We start from the raw sequence: 15,272 nt of genomic DNA, 5'->3' as shown, positions 1-15,272 counted from the left end.
CCGAGGTCACCAACCGTTCATGGAGTTCCACCAGGTCCACGTACGCGGCGTCGGGCTGCTGCCGGTTGCCCGCGCGTCCTGCCGCTTCTCCGGTACTCCCATCACGGTGGGCATCACAGGCACGGCGGCCGGAGCGTTCGGGCCGGGCCGGATCGGGGCGAACGACACCGGCAGTGCGTCTTGCGCGTCGTGGAGGAGAAGGTCGGTGTCGGCGGCCGTCAGGCAGGGAATGAGCGGGTCCCCGGTGCGGACTCGGCATGCTGCGCACGTGATGTCGCTCCGCGCCCGGCGCCCGGCGATGTCGGGTACCGGCGAGCCGTCCCACAGGGCCCGGTCGGCGGCGTCCGTGACGGTCGGTCGCCCGGCGGCCGCCGCGGAACTCAGGCGGGCATCGCCCAGCGGCACGCGCATCGTGCCGCTGGGTCATGAGTCTTCGGGTCATCCGGCGATCGTCAGTTGGTGGCGGTATATGTCGGGAAGCAAGCGAGGCCGGTCCATGCCGTGGAGCCTTCGCTTACGCGTGTAACCTCGATGGGCAAGCGGTCGGACGGCCGGAAAAGCGAGCCAAGGGGGACGTCATGACCAAAGAATCGCCAGGCGCTGCCTCCGTCACCAGCACGGCGGTGGCCCGCCTCGCGGGGTGTCCCGCACCACCGTCTCCTTCGTCTTAAAACGACACCCAGGGCCACCGGGTCGGCGCCGGCGCTCGGGCCCGGGTGCCGGCCGCGGCCAAGGACCTCGGGTACGTGCCGCATGCTGCCGCTCGCTCTCTGCGTGCCGGGCACAGCAGCCGGGTCCTGCTGCCGACATCGGTCTCCGTGATCGGCAGCCTGGTCAGCGGGTGGGTGGACGATGTGCAAAGCGAACTCGACCGCCACGGCTACACGACCGTCCTCCACGCGGGCCGCTGCCCCGACGCGGCGAGCGCCGCGCGCTCGTGGGCGGAGCTGCGGCCCGCGGCGGTCCTGGTCCTGGGACTGGCCGCGGCGGACCGGGGGGGCGAGCCGGATAACGGACATGACAGCCTCTCGCGGCCGCGGCCGCGGCAGTGCCCGCGGCCTGCATCTGTGTTCGTACGTGGACGTGCGACGCGGGAGAGATCCACAAATTCACACTTCGTGACGTTTGTCCGAAATGCTTGAACTCCCCTGGGTGGAGTGTCAGCATGTTACACGTGTAAGCACCCACCTCGACCGGATGTCGGCGCTTCCGGTGTCGACGGGCGGCCGTGCAACACGCTGTTAACAAAATCAAGTATTGCGCATCATTGACGGTCGCAAGTTTGGCGAGATACTTACTCCATTCTCCCCGCTGCCCCGAGATTGAGGTGCCGCCCCATGGAGCTCTCCCCGTCTGCCCACGTCGATACGTTCTGTCGCGATCGGCTCCCGCCTTTCCCCCTCTGGCCCGAACTGCACTTCGATCTACCGGAGTTGCGCTACGCCGACCGGCTCAACTGCGCCCAGCGGCTGCTCGACGACGCCGTCCGACGCTGGGGGCCCGACCGGCCCTGCCTGCTGACTCCCACGGAGCGGTGGACCTACGGCGACGTGCTGGAGCGTGCCAACCAGGTCGCCCAGGTCCTCACCGAGGACTTCGGCCTCGTCCCCGGCAACCGGGTCCTGTTGCGCGGCCCCAACAATCCGTGGCTCGTGGCCACGTGGCTCGGGGTGCTCAAGGCGGGCGGCGTCGCCGTCACCACCATGCCGCTGCTGCGCGCCGGCGAGCTCGCGGAGCTCTGCGAGATCAGCCGGCCGACCGTGGCCGTGTGCGACCACCGCTACCTCGAGGAGCTCACCGCCGCCGGCACTTCCGGCCCGGCCGTGCTGGCCTACGGCGGCCCCGGCGAGGAGGACCTGGTCGCCCGGTGTGCCGCGAAGGACGGGCGGTTCTCCACCGTCGCCACCGCATCGGACGACGTCGCCCTGATCGCCTTCACGTCGGGCACGACCGGACGGCCGAAGGCCACCCTGCACTTCCACCGGGACGTGCTGGCCAACGCCGACACCTTCTCCCGCCATGTCCTGCGGCCTCACCAGGACGACGTCTTCACCGGAACCCCGCCCCTGGCCTTCACGTTCGGGCTCGGCGGACTGGTGGTCTTCCCCCTGTACGTGGGTGCGGCAACGCTGCTGATCGAGCAGGCCGCGCCACAGCAGTTGGCCGACCTCGTGGAGGAGCACGGAGTCACCGTGCTCTTCACCGCGCCCACCGCCTACCGGGCGATCATGGCGGCCGGCGCGGTGCACCAGCTGTCCGGCCTGCGCCGCTGCGTGTCCGCCGGTGAGGCGCTGCCGGCGGCCGTGTGGGAGGACTTCCACGCCGCCACGGGCCTGCGCATCATCGACGGCATCGGTGCCACGGAGATGCTTCACGTGTTCATCTCGGCATCCGACGAGGAGATACGTCCGGGATCGACGGGCAGGCCCGTCCCCGGATACCGGGCCCGCGTGGTCGACGAGGGAGGCGCGCCCGTCCCCGACGGGCAGCCCGGCCTCCTCGCCGTCACCGGCCCCACGGGCTGCCGGTACATGGAGGACCCGCGCCAGAGCACGTACGTCAGGAACGGCTGGAACATCACCGGCGACACCTACGTCCGCGACGCCGACGGCTACTTCTGGTACGTCGCCCGCAGCGACGACATGATCGTCTCCTCCGGGTACAACATCGCCGGCCCCGAGGTCGAAAAGGCACTCGCCACGCATCCCTACGTCGAGGAATGCGGCGTCGTCGGAGCCCCGGACGACCAGCGTGGAATGCTCGTCAAGGCGTACGTGGTCCTGCGCGCCGACGTAGTGCCCGACGAGGCGACGGTCAAGGAACTCCAGGACCACGTGAAGCGGACCGTCGCGCCCTACAAGTACCCGCGCGCCGTCGAGTTCGTCACCGACCTCCCGCGCACGAGCAACGGCAAGCTCCGGCGCGCCGAGCTGCGCAAGCGTGCTCAGCACACCCCCTAGCCGACGAACGAAAGGCGCCAACATGGACACCTCCAGCCCGCGACGGGCGGACTCCGCGGCGGCGGACAGCTGCGCCGCAGGATGCCCCGAAGCCCTCGTGCAGAACCTGCCCAGCGTCGTCGTCGAGCGGCGCGTCGAATGGCCCGACACGGACGCGGCCGGTCACTACCACCACTCCACGGTGGTGCGCTGGGTCGAGGCGGCAGAAGCCGTCCTGCTGCGCCGACTGGGACTGGCCCATCTCTTCGGCAGCACCCCCCGCGTCCACTTCGAGGCGGACTACCGCGCCCGACTGTGGTTCGGCGAGTCCGTCCGGACCGAACTCAGGATCACCAAGGTCGGAAACAGCTCCCTGCACTACGCCTTCACCGTCCGAGGTGAGGGGGAGGAGCCGGCCGCCACCGGGCGCATGGTCATCGCCCACTCCGCTTCCCGTGCCACGGGGTCCACGGCCTGGCCCGATGACGTGCGCGAGGTCCTCACGAAGGCCGGTCCACAAGCCCCCGAGCTCTTCGTGTGATCCGGGCGACGGGCCGAACGCACTCCACAGATGTGTTGCTTTCTTGACGTTCGCCAAATTGACAACATATTCTGTTCGTAGAACCACTAGGAGGAACACCGTGCGCGTAGCAGTCATCGGAGGAGGGCCCGGCGGGTTGTACTTCGCGGCCCTGGCCCAGCAGCTCTCACCGGAGTGGGAGATCACGGTCTGGGAGCGCAACGCCCGCGACGATGCGTTCGGCTTCGGTGTCGTCTTCTCCGACGAGACGCTGGACGGCATCGCTCAGGCCGATCCCGCCGTGTTCGCGGCGATGTCCGCGGAGTTCGCCCGGTGGAGCGACATCGACGTCCGCTACGGCGGCGATGTCCAGGTGTCCGGCGGCCACGGCTTCGCCGCCCTGGACCGCAACCGGCTGCGGGAGATCCTGCAGAAGCGTTGCGCGGAGCTCGGGGTGGAGGTGCGCTACGGCACCCAGGCACCGCCCGTCGAGGAGCTCTCCGCCGCCTACGACCTGGTGGTCGCCGCCGACGGAATCCGCTCCACGGCCCGCGAGACGTATGCAGACAGCTTCCGCCCCGACTTGGACGAGCGCCAATGCCGCTACATGTGGCTGTCCACCGACCGCGTCTTCGAGGCGTTCACCTTCATCGTCGAGAAGCGGGACTTCGGCAGCATCCAGGTCCACGCCTACCCCTACGACGACAAGCGCAGCACGTTCATCGTGGAGATCGCGGAGGACGACTGGCGGCGGGCCGGCTTCGAGGCGTGCGCCGACCGGGAGTTCGCGCGCGGCGAGAGCGACGAGGCGAGCGTGCGGCTGTGCGAGGAGATCCTCGCCGAGCACCTCGACGGCCACCGCCTGATACCCAACGCCTCGAAGTGGATACGCTTCACGACCGTCCGCAACGCCTCCTGGCGCCACGGCAACGTCGTCCTGCTCGGTGACGCCGCCCACACCGCCCACTTCTCCATCGGCTCCGGCACCAAGCTCGCCATGGAGGACGCCCTGGCCCTGGCCGCCTGCCTGCACGAACACCCCGATGTGACCTCGGCGCTCGCCGCGTACGAGACCGAACGCCGGCCGGTCGTCGAATCCACCCAGCGGGCCGCCCAGGCCAGCCTCGAATGGTTCGAGAACATCGGCCGCTACACGGCCCAGGAGCCCCCGCAGTTCGCCTTCAACCTCCTCACCCGCAGCCGCCGCGTCACCTACGACAACCTGCGCGTGCGCGACGAGGGGTTCACCACCGCCGTCAACTCCTCCTCACCCGTGCCGCCCATGTTCTGCCCCTTCCGGCTCGGCGGACTGCTCCTGCGCAACCGGGTGGTCGTACCGCCCACCGCGCTGTACACCGCACGCGACGGGGTCCCCGGCAACTTCGACCTCGCCCACCTGAGCGCCCAGTCCCTCGGCGGCAGCGGGCTCGTGATCGCAGGAATGACCGCCGTCAGCGCGGGTGGGCGCGCCACCGCGGGGTGCCCCGGCCTGTACACCGACGCGCACGAAGCCGCCTGGCGGCGCATCACCGACTTCGTGCACGACCAGTCCGACGCCTGCCTGGGCATCCAGCTCACCCACGCCGGCCGCCGCGCGGCGGCCCACGCCGACGGGCCGCCGATCGCCGCCTCGTCGCTGGCATGGGACGACCGGAGCCCCCTGCCGCGCGAAGTGACCCGGGCCGATATGGACACCCTCGTACGGGACTTCGTACGCGCGGCCGAGCGAGCCGACCGGGCGGGCTTCGACGCGCTGGAACTCCAGTACGGTCACGGTCACTTGATCTCCGGATTCCTCTCCCCGCTGACCAACCGGCGCACCGATGAATACGGCGGAAGCCTCGCCGGTCGTCTGCGCTTCCCCCTGGAGGTGCTGCGCGCCGTCCGGGCGGTGTGGCCGGCCGGCAAGGCCCTGCTCGTACGGATCTCGGCCGCCGACTGGGCCGAGGGCGGTACCAGCGAGGCCGACGCCGTCGCCATCGCCCGCGCGCTCGCCGAGGCGGGCGCCGACGGGATCGACGTCTCCACCGGCGAGGTCGTGGCCCACGAGAAGCCCCGCTACGGCCGCAGCTACCAGACTCCGTACGCGGACCTGATCCGCAACGCCACGGACGTACCCACCATCGCCGTCGGCGCGATCTCCACGTACGACGACGTCAACTCGATCATCCTGGCCGGACGGGCCGACCTGTGCGCCGTCGGTCGCGCCCAGCTCCACGATCCGCTGTGGACCCTGCACGCCGCTGCCGCCCAGGGCTACAGCGGTGCGGCAGCCCCGTGGCCCGCCTCCTGGAGAGCGGGCAGCGGCCGCCCGCCGGGTGCCCGCACCGACCGGGTCGCGCCCCGCCTCCAACTGCTCCGCGAGGCTTCCGCGCCCGTGCACCAGCGCTGGTTTCCGCGCCTCCCCGCCGCCGCATCCGCCTGCTGACCTGGAGAACCGATGGACAATCTGCCACGCTTCACCGCCGCGGCCGTGCAGGCGGCTCCCGTGTACCTGAACGCCACGGCGACCGTCGACAAGGCGATCGCCCTCATCGCGGAGGCGGCGGCCGGCGGCGCCGAACTGGTCGTCTTTCCCGAGGTGTTCGTCCCCGGCTATCCGTACTGGAACTGGACGATGAACCCGGTCCAGGGCTCGCCCTGGTTCGAGCGGCTCCAGCGCGCCTCGGTCGACATCCCCGGCCCGCACGTCGACCGCCTGCGCGCGGCGGCCCGCCAGTACGGGATCGTCCTCGTCATCGGGGTCAACGAGCGCAGCCCGTACAGCCTCGGTGTCCTCTACAACACCCTGCTGACGATCGGGCCGGACGGTGCCCTGCTCGGTGTGCACCGCAAGCTGGTGCCCACCTGGGCGGAGAAGCTGACGTGGACCGGCGGCGACGGCAGTTCGCTGAAGGTCCACGACACTCCGGTCGGCCGACTCGGCGCCCTCGCCTGCGGCGAGAACACCAACACGCTGGCCCGGTTCACCCTGCTCGCACAGGGCGAACTCGTCCACGCCTCCTGCTACATCGCGCTGCCCGTCGCCCCCGCCGACTACGACATGGCCGACGCGATCGCCGTCCGCACGGCCGCCCACAGCTTCGAGGGCAAGGTCTTCTCCGTCGTGGCCTGCTCCACCATCTCCCCGGAGATCGTGGACGCCATCGCCGGGGACGACGAGGAGCTGCGCAAGCAGTTCACCCGCCCGCGCAGCGCCCTGTCCGGGATCTTCGGCCCCGACGGCCGCCCGGTCACCGAACCCCTCGTCGACGACGAGGGCATCGTGTACGCGGAGATCGACCTGGCCAAGTGCATCCAGCCCAAGCAGATGCACGACATCGTCGGCCACTACAACCGCTTCGACGTCTTCCAGCTCCACGTCGACGACCGCCCGCGCACCCCGGTGACCTTCGCGACGGATCCGGCGCACACCACGGCGCCCTTCTCACCACTCCCGACCGAAACGTCCGGCATCACGAAGGAGGACGCATGACCACCGAGTACGACGACAGCCGACTGGGCCGAGCACGGGTGTCCGACTCCCCTGAACTCACCGCGTTCTACGGCGAACTCGCCAACCTCGAAGCCGGCGCGCTGTGGACCGTGGCCAACGACATCGAGCCCTGGTACCCGCAGCCGAAGTCCGTCCCCGTCCTGTGGCGCTACCGCGCACTTCGCCCGCTGGTCCACAAGGCCCTCGACCTGGTCAAGGCAGATGACGCCGGCCGCCGCGTCGTGATGCTCGTCAACCCGGGCCGCAAGGACGTCAGCGCCGCCGTCGGCCTCCTCTACACCGGCCTGCAGATCATGGGCCCCGGCGAGGCCATGACCGCCCACCGCCACCAGGCCGCCGCGCTGCGCTTCGTCCACGAGGGCACCGGGGCCTGGACGATCGTCGACGGGCAGAAGCTGAAGGTCGGCCCCGGCGACTTCGCGATCACGCCGAACGGCACCTGGCACGAGCACGGCAACGAAGCGGACGACGCCCCCGTCATCTGGCAGGACGGACTCGACATCCCGCTCGTGAACGCCCTGGACGCCGGCTTCTACGAGGTCCACCCCGAGCTCTACCAGACCCCCGGAAAGGTCATCAACTCCTCCGTGCTCACCTACGGTGCGAATCTGCTGCCGTACGGCGTCGAGAAGTGGACCCGCCCGTACTCCCCGCTGCTCGCCTTCCCCTGGGAGCCGACCTACGAGGCCCTGCAAAACCTCGCCAAGGCCACCGAGGGATCTCCGTTCGACGGCGTCATGGCGGAATACACCAACCCGGTCACCGGCGGCTCCGTCATGCCGACCATGGGCGCCCACATGCAGCTCCTGCGTCCCGGCCAGGCCACTCAGGCACACCGCCACACCGGCTCGGTGATCTACACGGCGGCCAAGGGACGCGGTGTTTCGGTGATCGCCGGACAGCGCTTCGAGTGGCAGAAGGGCGACATGTTCTGTGTGCCCTCCTGGGCCTGGCACGAGCACGAGAACCTCGACCGGTCCGAGGACGCCTGCCTGTTCTCGTTCAACGACTTCCCCGTCATGCGCTCCCTCGGATTCCACCGGGAAGAGGCGTACACGGACAACGGAGGGCACCAGCCCACCGCCTGAACCCTCCGCCGTAACGGTCGCCGCCGGCCCTGACACCGGCCCCGGTACGGCGGAGCCCCGAACCGGGCGCGATGCAACGCCGCGCACCGCCCGGACCGGGTCGGCGGCGGCACGCCTGAGTGCCGCCACCGAGCCACCCCTCCGCACCCTCCCCCTCATACGCAAGGAGCCCCCATGCGGCTGGTCAGCTACACCCTCGACGATGTTTCCGTGCGTCTCGGCGCGCAGGTCGACGACCTCGTCGTAGACCTCGCCACTCTGGCCCGGCGGGCCGGTGTGGAACTGCCCCTGGACCTGCTGTCGTTCATCCGGGCCGGCGCGGCCGCCCAGGAGACCGCACGCGGCGTGCTGGCCGCCGGACCCGAAGCCTGGCCCGCCGAGGCCGTGCACCGGATCGAGGACGTGGCCCTGCGAGCGCCGCTGCGCCCCGGCAAGATCATCGGCGTCGGACTGAACTACGTCGAGCACGTCGAGGAGTCCAGCCGCAGCCTGGACACCGACAAGGAGCGGCCCTCGCGCCCCGTGCTCTTCAGCAAGCCCGCCACCGCCGTCACCGGCCCCGGCCAGCCGATCCTGCACAACGCCGAACTCACCACCCAGCTGGACTGGGAGTGCGAACTCGCCGTCGTCATCGGCCGCACCGCCTTCCGCGTGAGCGAGGAGGAGGCGTGCGACCACATCTTCGGCTACAGCATCGTCAACGACATCAGCGCCCGCGACCAGCGCCGCTCCGGCCAGTGGTTCTTCTCCAAGGGCCAGGACTCCTACGCGCCCTTCGGCCCCGCCGTCGTCACGGCCGACGACGTCCCGGACCCGATGGACCTCGACCTCTCGCTGCGCGTCAACGGCGTCACCAAGCAGAAGTCGAACACCCGCCACATGCTCTTCCCCATCGCCCGCCTCATCGCCGACATCAGCTCCGGCGTCACCCTGGAGCCCGGCGACGTCATCGCCACCGGATCGCCCGCAGGCGTCGGCGCCGGCATGGTCCCGCCCGAGTTCCTCGTCCCCGGCGACACGGTCGAGGCCACCGTCGAAGGCATCGGCACCCTCACCAACCCCGTCGTCGACGCCCGCTGAGGAGCGAACATGTCCCCCCGCACGTCCCACACCTACCGCATCGGCCAGATCGTGCCGAGCTCCAACGTCACGATGGAGACCGAGGTCCCCGCGATCCTGCGCGCCCGGGAGGCCATCGCCCCGGAACGCTTCACCTTCCACTCCAGCCGGATGCGCATGACCCATGTGACCCCGGAGCAGCTGAGGGCCATGGACGCCGACTCCGACCGCTGCGCCGTCGAACTCTCCGACGCGCACGTCGACGTGCTCGGCTACGCCTGCCTGGTCGCCATCATGAGCATGGGGCTCGGCTACCACCGCACCTCCGAGGAACGCCTGCACGTCCGTACGGTCGAGAACGGCGCCCCGGCCCCCGTCGTCACCAGCGCCGGAGCCCTCGTCCACGGACTGCACACCCTCGGGGCGAAGAAGATCGCCCTGATCGCCCCGTACATGCGCCCGCTGACGAAGACCGTCGTCGACTACCTCACCCACGAGGGCATCCAGGTCCTCGACTACACCGCCCTGGAGATCCCCGACAACCTCGACGTCGCCGCCCACGACCCCGCACGCCTCCCCGGGCTCGCCAAGGCCCTGGACCACGGCGACGCCGACGCCGTCGTCCTCTCCGCCTGTGTCCAGATGCCCTCGCTCGGCGCGATCGAGGAAGCCGAACAGCTCCTCGGCAAGCCCGTCGTCTCCGCGGCCGTGTGCACCGCCCACCAGATGCTGCGCGCCCTGGACCTCCCGGCCGTGGCCCCCGGCGCGGGCCACCTCCTGTCCGGCGCCTACGCCGAAACGCCGCCGGTGCGACAGCCGTCCACCCCGCGATGACGGCTACGTACCCATGCTCACCCGGTGGCGCCGCCTGCCCTACCTCGACCCCGGCCTGCCGGGCGAACTGCTCCCGGCGGACTGGAACGCCGTCGCGGCGCGCCAGATCTTCCAGCAACTGCACGACGTACTCGCCACGCCCAGCCTGCTGCACGTACGGCAGGTCACCGGCCTGGAAGAGGCGCCGCCCGCCGCCTGGTCACGCACCGGCGGAGACCAACCCTCGGCTGCCTGCACCACAGCCCTGGCCGCCGCCGGTGTCACGGCACCGTGAACCAGCAGACGTCACCGGAGTCGGGCAGCCGGGAAGACGCCTTCAGCTGTGCCGCGATACGAGCCATGGCCTCGGCCTTGTCGGCTCGCCACGGCAGGAACGGCTCCTTCGGCGACTCCGTCAGGTCGCCCGCCCGCGCTCCGGCGTCGTACAGGTCACCGACGATCCGCAGGAGCAGTTCCAGCTGCTCCTCGAACGAGGCACCGCGGCCGAGCAGGCTGCCGACGGATCCGCCGAGGACCGAGAAGCCGAGCCAGTCGTCGTGCGCGTACCGGCTGAGGTATTCCAATTCCCGGCGATGTGCTGCGTGGTTCACCTTGGCTCAGTTCCCGTGCTGCGGAATGTGGAACCGCTTCGTGTCCAGGCCGCCGACGTCCTCGTGGTCAACGGTCGGACTGCGGGTGTTTGCGATCCTCGAGATGACCGGCCCGCCGCGAACGTCAGGGCGTGATGCGGAGGGTCGTGCTCACGGTGACCTGGTCGATGTCCGTGGTGCGGATCGTGACGTCCAGGTTCCACGTACCGGCCAGGGGCAGCCGTAGGTCGTACGTGGCCCAGTAGCCCTTCTGGTTCTTGAGTTTGGCGTCCAGCGGGCCGATTCCCTGGTCGCGTTGGGTGAGGGCGAGCCGTAGCTCGGGGACGCTGGAGATGCCGCCGTCCGGGGTGAACACCACCGCTTCCACCGTGTTCTCGCCGACGTGGCCCGGTGCGAGCGTGATCTGCACCGTGCCCTGGTGGTTCGCCGTCCCCATGTCGAACGGGACCGTGACCACCTTCACCGCCGCTACCTGCCCGGCGGGTGCTGCGGCGGTGCCGGAGGCTGCGCGGCTCGGCTGGGTGCCGGTGAGGAGGGTGGAGAGCACCAGGACGAGGGCACCGATGGCCGCCTCGACGCCCACGGTGCGGCGCAAGCCACGCCGACACCTCTCTCTGTCGGGGGCCGCCAGGCCGATGCCGATGTCGGCGCCCGGCTTGTGTCGCGTGGCCGTAGCCTCCGTGCTGCCCGTGCCGGCTTCCTCCGGCGGGCTCGGCGCGCCCACGGTCTGCGGGACACGTACCTGCTCGGGTTCGACGACAGCCGGCTCCGTGGTGGGCGTTGACGCCTCGCCCGTCAGGCGGGCGGTCCACCGTCGGGAGAGGGCCGCCGCGCACAGCACCAGGGCCACTGCGGCGACCTTGAGGGCGAGGGTCCTGCCGTACGACGTGGTGGAGAGGGCTGTCCAGGAGCCCACCTGTCGCCAGGACTGGTAGACCCCGGTGCCCACCAGGACCACCACGGAGGCGTAGGCCAGCGCCGAGAAGCGCCGGATCGCGGAAGCCGGGATCTCGCAGTCGTCGGGCGCTCGGTGGCGGAGGGCGGTCAACAGAGTGATCAGGCCGCCCAGCCACACGGCCATGGCCAGCAGGTGCAGCACGGCGACGGGGACGGCGAGGGGGACTTGGATGCCGGCGGACGCGTGCTCGGCGGCAGCCCAGGTGAGTGCCAAGCCCAGGGCGAGGGCCGACCCGGCGACGAGTCGCGGACGGGCGCCGAGTCGTAGGGGCGGGTGTCGCAACAGGACGGCGGCGAGTGCGAGCAGTACGAGCCGTGCGGTCAGGGCGATCCCCGAGCTCCCCGTGAGCGTTCGGCCCAGCAGGGGCAGGTCGAACGCCGACGACAAGGGCCCGCCCGTCTCGTACGGGCCGCGCAGCAGCAACTGGGCCAGCGTCGACGCCGCCAGGCTCGTCCAGCCGGCGACCACCAGTCGGCGCAGCGGACGGATCCCGCTCGCGGCCGGCCAGCAGACGAGGACGAACGCCGCGGCTCCGACGAGCAGGGCCAGGCCGCTGTAGGCGACGTAGCGGAAGAAGCCGTACAGGCGGCTGGCCGCCGTGTCGTCCGGGGAGGTCTTCGTCACCACCGCGGTGGTCTCGGACGGCTTCCCGACGGAGAAGGTGAACGCGCCGGAGATCGGGTGGCCGTCGGAGGAGACCACCCGCCAGGCCACGGTGTAGGTGCCCTGGGCCAAGTTGCCCGGCAGCGCCACCTGGGCCGTGTTCGCCCGGCCGTCCGCGTGCTGCGCGGGGCGGGGGTTCACGCGGTCGTTGGCGGGCGACAGCACGCGCAGGGACCCGTCGGGGAAGCTGACCGACTCGGTGAACGTGAGCGTGACCTGCTTCGGCGCCGCGTTGAGTACGGCGCCGTCGGCGGGGTCGGAGCCGCTGAGGCCGGCATGCGCGAGGGCGGGGCCGGCCCCGCCGAGGATCAGGACGCACAGAGCGGCGACAAGCGTCAGGACGGCCGCGGGCTTCCTCGCGAGGCTCGATCCGCTGGGCATGAAGGGCGGCCTCCGGGGCGGTCGTCATCGGCGGCACCGCCGTCCGCGCTGGTCGCTCGGGGCCGCAGTCGGACGGCTCGCCTCAGTTGCAGAGAACTCCGGCAGGGCCGGGGGCCCTGCCGCACTGGTGGACGATAGACCCGCTGACCAGGAGGCAGCCCGGGTTGCGCAACTTCCGCTAAAGGCCACCGCCTTGTGTGCGGCTGGAGCCCTCCTCCTGTATGGGTTCGGGCCGCCGGCCGCTGCGGGCGTCTCAGGCCGTGGCCGGCGCAGTGGTCTCCGGCGGCTCGGAGGTTTCGGCGGGGGCGGGCGCTGCGGCCCCGGTGTCGGCATCAGGGCGGGGGATGCGGTGCAGGCCCCTGCGGTCGTAGAGGCGGGTGACGGCGAAGCCGAAGACCAGCGCGGCGACGAGGGCGACACCCATCGAAGCCCATGCCCGGGTCAGGCCCGCGTCGGCCTGGGCTCCGTAGTAGAGGAGGGAGCGCAGTCCCTCGGTGATCTGGCGCAGCGGCTCGAACTCGGCGAGGGCGCGGAAGAACCCGGGCAGTGCCTGGACGGGCACGGTGGCGCCGGAGGAGGGTACGGCCATCGCGACGAAGACGATGGTGGCCAGCAGCATGCCGGGCGTACCGAAGGCTGCGAACAGGGCCAGGCTTCCGATGCCGACCACCGCGATGGTGGCGACCGAGTAGAGCCACAGCAGGCCGAGGTGGGATGCGTCCATGTCGAGGATGCCGACCGTGGCGACCTCGACCAGGGTGCCCATCACGAGTGACAGGCCGAGCATGAGCGCCATGCCGATGGCCAGGGTGCGGACGCGGCTGGTGTGCTGAACGGGCTCGCGCTTGCGGAACGGGCCGAAATCGGTGTGCAGGTAGCCGAGCGCGGTGTCGACCTGGGAGTTGACCACGTTGGCGCCGAGCATGCCGCAGACGACCAGGACCAGCGCGTAGTAGAAGGCGCTCAGGCCCATGGCGCTGCGGGAGCCGACGGGGTGGCCGTCGGCGACGTTCACGGTCACCGGGTCGGCCAGCTTGAGCTGGGCGGCCGTCGGGAGAGGGGTCTTCTGGGCGCCGGCCTGCTTGAGGAGTTCCTGGCCGAGCTGCGCGGAGGCGGCGTGGGCGGCCTTCTGGGCAGCCTGGGAGGACATGGAGGAGCCGATGCTGCCGGCCGCCTGGTTGGTCAGCACGGTCAGGGTCGGCGGGGCCGCCTTGCCCTGGGCCGCGGGCTGTGGGGCGGTGAGCGCGGCCACCGTGGCGGAGTAGTCGCCGGGTATGACGAGGGCGCCGAAGACCTTGCCCCGGCCCAGCCGCTTGTCGGCCTCCTCGCGGCTGACGACCTGCCAGTCGATGCTCTTGTCGCCCTTGGAGGCCTTCTGGATGCCGGAGACGACCTGCTCGCCCAGGTTGACGTGGCGGCCGTTGACGTCCGCCCCGCTGTCGCTGTTGACCAGGGCCACGGGCAGGTCGCGCAGGTTGCCCCTGGGGTTGACGTTGCCGCCGACGTAGAGGAGGGCGAACAACATCGACACCACTGCGGCGATGAGTCCTGTTCCGATCCACAGCTGGGGTCGGCGGAGCACGGAGGGGGGTGTGGGGTGAGGCATCGATTCTCCGGTGCGGCTGCGTTCCTGGTCTGACCTGTCTGGATACTTAAGGTATCCAGTTACTGGATAGTGGCAGTATCTTGCTGTGGTGTCCAATTGCCGAAGACGGATACCGGACCGCATGACCAGCAGGGAAGCCGTATGAAGATCTCGGAGCTCAGTCGGCGGACCGGCGTGCCGGTCGCCAGCATCAAGTACTTCCTGCGGCAGGGACTGCTGCCCGCGGGGCGGGCGACGGCCGCGACCCTTGCCGAGTACGGGGAGGAGCACGCGCAGCGGCTGCGGCTGATCAAGGCACTGACCACGCTCGGCGGCCTGTCCATCGCCGCCACCCGTGAGGTGCTCGGGGCCGTCGACCAGGCCCATAGTTCCGAGAGTGCCCTCGGAGCGGTCAGCTACGCGCTCCCGGTGCCGGTGGCGGCCCAGCGCCCCGCAGGCCGCGAGGAGGAAGCCGAGGCCGACCCGGCCGCCGGCGCCGAGGTGGCAGAGCTGCTCGCGGCCCTGGACTGGCAGGCACCCGGCACCTCACCGCACGTGAAGGGGCTGACGGCGGCGCTGGAAGAGCTGCGCCGACTGGACGCCCAGTACGCCCCGGGCGAGCTCGCCGCCTACGCGAGGCTGGCCGAGTCCGTGGCCCGGCTGGACCTGGAGCGCGCAGCAGGTATGGACGACCCGGTGGCTCTGGCCGAGCGGGCCGTCATCGTCTTCGCGATCTGCGCCCCGGTGTTCGAGCTGCTGCGGCGCCTCGCCCAGGAGGACCAGGTCCGGCGCCGGGTCGCGGGCGGTGGTGGCGGTGCCGATGGCCGTGGCGGTGAGGACGCGGCGCCGCGGTAGCGCTCGCCCGCTCGCGAGGGGCCGTCGCCCGCCCGGAGCGGGACCGTCGTCCAGACGTACGGGCCCACGGACCGGATGGCTCGAGCCGGCCGAGAGCTCCTGCCCGAGCGCGGCACGGAGGGGCCGGAATTCGGGTGCCGGGGTGACTCGCCCCATAGGGCGCACGTCACACACGAACCGGGGTAGTAGCTTCCCGAGGGCCCGGTACCGCGTCCTCGTACCGGCTCCGACCTGCGCGGATCTCTCGGGGGCTGCCCGGCGGTCGTGGGCCTCTGGCTGCGAGGGTCGCTAGTAGGTGGGGTCG

The 15,272-nt window shown here is 71.0% G+C and carries 13 protein-coding genes; 9 read left to right on the top strand and 4 right to left on the bottom strand.

The window, feature by feature from the left end:
* Positions 1–6: 6 nt before the first annotated feature.
* Positions 7–411 carry a hypothetical protein gene (locus ACZ49B_RS35740; protein ID WP_468314534.1) on the bottom strand — a complete coding sequence of 135 codons (405 nt, stop codon included), beginning with the start codon at positions 409–411 and terminating at the stop codon, positions 7–9.
* A gap of 926 nt (positions 412–1,337) precedes the next feature.
* Here ACZ49B_RS35740 and ACZ49B_RS35735 point away from each other — a divergent pair.
* From ACZ49B_RS35735 to ACZ49B_RS35700, 8 genes are all read left to right on the top strand, one after another.
* Positions 1,338–2,960 carry an AMP-binding protein gene (locus tag ACZ49B_RS35735; protein WP_468314531.1) on the top strand — a complete coding sequence of 541 codons (1,623 nt, stop codon included), beginning with the start codon at positions 1,338–1,340 and terminating at the stop codon, positions 2,958–2,960.
* Between the two features lie 22 nt (positions 2,961–2,982).
* A complete protein-coding gene (locus ACZ49B_RS35730) occupies positions 2,983–3,480 on the top strand; it encodes an acyl-CoA thioesterase (RefSeq protein WP_468314528.1) in 498 nt (165 codons plus the stop codon).
* A 100-nt stretch (positions 3,481–3,580) separates the two neighbouring features.
* Positions 3,581–5,887: an oxidoreductase gene (locus ACZ49B_RS35725; protein ID WP_468314525.1), complete on the top strand. Its 2,307-nt coding sequence runs from the start codon at positions 3,581–3,583 to the stop codon at positions 5,885–5,887.
* A gap of 12 nt (positions 5,888–5,899) precedes the next feature.
* On the top strand, positions 5,900–6,934 hold the full coding sequence (locus ACZ49B_RS35720) for a carbon-nitrogen hydrolase family protein (protein WP_468314522.1): 1,035 nt from the start codon (positions 5,900–5,902) through the stop codon (positions 6,932–6,934).
* Entirely contained in the window at positions 6,931–8,043 is a 1,113-nt protein-coding gene (locus ACZ49B_RS35715) for a cupin domain-containing protein (protein ID WP_468314519.1), read from the top strand. The genes ACZ49B_RS35720 and ACZ49B_RS35715 overlap by 4 nt, the downstream gene beginning before the upstream one ends.
* 174 nt (positions 8,044–8,217) lie before the next feature.
* Positions 8,218–9,123, top strand: a complete 906-nt coding sequence (locus ACZ49B_RS35710) for a fumarylacetoacetate hydrolase family protein (protein ID WP_468314516.1) — start codon at positions 8,218–8,220, stop codon at positions 9,121–9,123.
* Between the two features lie 9 nt (positions 9,124–9,132).
* Complete coding sequence (locus ACZ49B_RS35705) at positions 9,133–9,936, top strand: maleate cis-trans isomerase family protein (protein ID WP_468314513.1); 804 nt, start codon at positions 9,133–9,135, stop codon at positions 9,934–9,936.
* Between the two features lie 13 nt (positions 9,937–9,949).
* Positions 9,950–10,210 (top strand): PaaX family transcriptional regulator C-terminal domain-containing protein, encoded by a 261-nt coding sequence (locus ACZ49B_RS35700; protein ID WP_468314510.1) that lies wholly within the window; start codon positions 9,950–9,952, stop codon positions 10,208–10,210.
* Here ACZ49B_RS35700 and ACZ49B_RS35695 read toward each other — a convergent pair.
* The 3 genes from ACZ49B_RS35695 to ACZ49B_RS35685 form a co-directional block, all read right to left on the bottom strand.
* Entirely contained in the window at positions 10,197–10,499 is a 303-nt protein-coding gene (locus tag ACZ49B_RS35695) for a hypothetical protein (RefSeq protein ID WP_468314507.1), read from the bottom strand. The two genes, ACZ49B_RS35700 and ACZ49B_RS35695, sit on opposite strands and share 14 nt — an antisense overlap.
* 151 nt (positions 10,500–10,650) lie before the next feature.
* Positions 10,651–12,528 (bottom strand): copper resistance CopC/CopD family protein, encoded by a 1,878-nt coding sequence (locus tag ACZ49B_RS35690; RefSeq protein WP_468314504.1) that lies wholly within the window; start codon positions 12,526–12,528, stop codon positions 10,651–10,653.
* A 253-nt stretch (positions 12,529–12,781) separates the two neighbouring features.
* Positions 12,782–14,134 carry a YhgE/Pip domain-containing protein gene (locus tag ACZ49B_RS35685; RefSeq protein ID WP_468314501.1) on the bottom strand — a complete coding sequence of 451 codons (1,353 nt, stop codon included), beginning with the start codon at positions 14,132–14,134 and terminating at the stop codon, positions 12,782–12,784.
* Between the two features lie 141 nt (positions 14,135–14,275).
* Here ACZ49B_RS35685 and ACZ49B_RS35680 point away from each other — a divergent pair, with 141 nt between their 5' ends.
* Positions 14,276–14,968, top strand: coding sequence for a MerR family transcriptional regulator (locus tag ACZ49B_RS35680; protein WP_468314498.1), 693 nt, complete (start codon positions 14,276–14,278; stop codon positions 14,966–14,968).
* Positions 14,969–15,272 lie beyond the last annotated feature (304 nt).

The organism is Streptomyces sp. NPDC031132, from assembly GCF_055570595.1.
The sequence above is the reverse complement of the archived record's forward strand: the minus strand, read 5'-3'. Positions and strand labels throughout refer to the sequence as shown.

What these genes read in the sequence shown, in the direction of transcription:
- ACZ49B_RS35740 (WP_468314534.1), bottom strand. Translation starts at nt 411, where the DNA reads ATGCGCGTGCCGCTGGGCGATGCCCGCCTGAGTTCCGCGGCGGCCGCC.
- ACZ49B_RS35735 (WP_468314531.1), top strand. Translation starts at nt 1,338, where the DNA reads ATGGAGCTCTCCCCGTCTGCCCACGTCGATACGTTCTGTCGCGATCGG.
- ACZ49B_RS35730 (WP_468314528.1), top strand. Translation starts at nt 2,983, where the DNA reads ATGGACACCTCCAGCCCGCGACGGGCGGACTCCGCGGCGGCGGACAGC.
- ACZ49B_RS35720 (WP_468314522.1), top strand. Translation starts at nt 5,900, where the DNA reads ATGGACAATCTGCCACGCTTCACCGCCGCGGCCGTGCAGGCGGCTCCC.
- ACZ49B_RS35715 (WP_468314519.1), top strand. Translation starts at nt 6,931, where the DNA reads ATGACCACCGAGTACGACGACAGCCGACTGGGCCGAGCACGGGTGTCC.
- ACZ49B_RS35710 (WP_468314516.1), top strand. Translation starts at nt 8,218, where the DNA reads ATGCGGCTGGTCAGCTACACCCTCGACGATGTTTCCGTGCGTCTCGGC.
- ACZ49B_RS35705 (WP_468314513.1), top strand. Translation starts at nt 9,133, where the DNA reads ATGTCCCCCCGCACGTCCCACACCTACCGCATCGGCCAGATCGTGCCG.
- ACZ49B_RS35700 (WP_468314510.1), top strand. Translation starts at nt 9,950, where the DNA reads ATGCTCACCCGGTGGCGCCGCCTGCCCTACCTCGACCCCGGCCTGCCG.
- ACZ49B_RS35690 (WP_468314504.1), bottom strand. Translation starts at nt 12,528, where the DNA reads ATGCCCAGCGGATCGAGCCTCGCGAGGAAGCCCGCGGCCGTCCTGACG.
- ACZ49B_RS35685 (WP_468314501.1), bottom strand. Translation starts at nt 14,134, where the DNA reads ATGCCTCACCCCACACCCCCCTCCGTGCTCCGCCGACCCCAGCTGTGG.
- ACZ49B_RS35680 (WP_468314498.1), top strand. Translation starts at nt 14,276, where the DNA reads ATGAAGATCTCGGAGCTCAGTCGGCGGACCGGCGTGCCGGTCGCCAGC.